This is a genomic window from Mycobacterium europaeum, assembly GCF_002102155.1.
GTDB classification, from domain to species: Bacteria; Actinomycetota; Actinomycetes; order Mycobacteriales; family Mycobacteriaceae; genus Mycobacterium; species Mycobacterium europaeum.
Genome location: NZ_LQOU01000068.1, coordinates 1 through 1323 on the forward strand (window position 1 = coordinate 1; position 1323 = coordinate 1323).

General features: G+C 69.3%; 1 protein-coding gene. It reads right to left on the bottom strand.

The window, feature by feature from the left end:
* Positions 1–7: 7 nt before the first annotated feature.
* Positions 8–1323, bottom strand: a 1316-nt coding sequence (locus AWC03_RS25995; protein ID WP_085243580.1) for an HNH endonuclease signature motif containing protein, incomplete at its 5' end; no start/stop codon positions are given.

The window sequence follows — 1323 nt, forward strand, 5'->3', positions numbered from 1 at the left end:
CGTTGCGTCAATCGGGTTCGTCGTCGTCTTCGTGGTGGAGGAGTCGTTCGGGGTGGTGGTAGCTGTTGGTGCGGGGTTGGCCGCGATCCAGGTGGGGCGGGGGGAGCCATTCGGTTTCGCCTCGGGCGTTGGTGCGGGTGGTCCAGCCTTGTTCGGCGAGTCGGTTGTCGGGGCCGCAGGCCAAGGTGAGGTCGTCGATGTCGGTGCGGCGGGTGGCCTGCCAGCCGCGGACGTGGTGAACCTGGCTGTGGTAGGCCGGGGCGTCACACCCCGGCTTGGTGCAGCCGCGATCCCTGGCGTACAACATGATTCGTTGGGCGGGTGAGGCCAGGCGTTTGGTGTGCCACAGCGCCAGCGATCGGCTCTTGTCGAAGATCGCCAGGTAGTGGTGGGCGTGGCCGGCCCAGCGGATCACATCCGAGATCGGTATCAGGGTGCCGCCGGCGGTCAGCGCCTTGCCGGCCGCGGACTCCAAGTCGGTCAGCGTGGTGGTGACCACGATCGACACCGGCAGCCCATTGTGCTGACCCAGGTCCCCGGAAGCGAGCAGTCCGCGTAGTCCGGCGAGCATGGCGTCATGATTGCGTTGAGCCTGGCTGCGGGTGTCGCGACGCACCGCGTCCTCATCCGGCGGCGCATCCACCACGGGGGTTTCGTCGTCGGGGTTGCACACCCCGGGTGCGGCCAGCTTGGCCAGCATCGCTTCGATCGCGGCCCGCAGCTCCGGGGTCACCATACCGCTCAGGCGTGACATGCCGTCGAATTCCTGGGCGCCCAGTGTGATTCCGCGCTTGCGGGCCCGCTCGGCGTCGCTGAAATCCCCATCGGGGTGCAGCCAATCGAGGATCCGCTGGGCGTATTTGGCCAACTCGTCGGGCCGATACCCGGTGGCCTTGTCGGCCAGGTCGGCCTCGGCGGCCTGGCGGGTGAACGCGTCGACCTCGGCGGGCAGCTGGGCGAAAAAGCTGCGGATGACTTTGACGTGCCCATCCCCGATGAGCCCGCTGCGCTGTCCGGCCGCGGTCGCGCTCAACCGCGGCGCCAACGGCTCACCGGTCAGCGCGTGGCGCTGCCCGAGGTCGTGGGCCTCGGCGATGCGCCGGGCGGCCTCGGCTTTCGTGATGCGCAACCGGTCGGCCAGCCCCGCACGCAGCGAACCGCCCAGCTCCTCGGAGCTGGCCTGGGCGTCGAGCTGGTTGATCAACGCATGTTGGGGCGCGCGCAGCCGGCGGGCCACGCGTTCCACCCGCTCCAGGGCAGCCAACCGCTCCGGGGTGGTGAGCACGTCAAAAGACAACCCACACAGGCGATCCGCGTCATGAT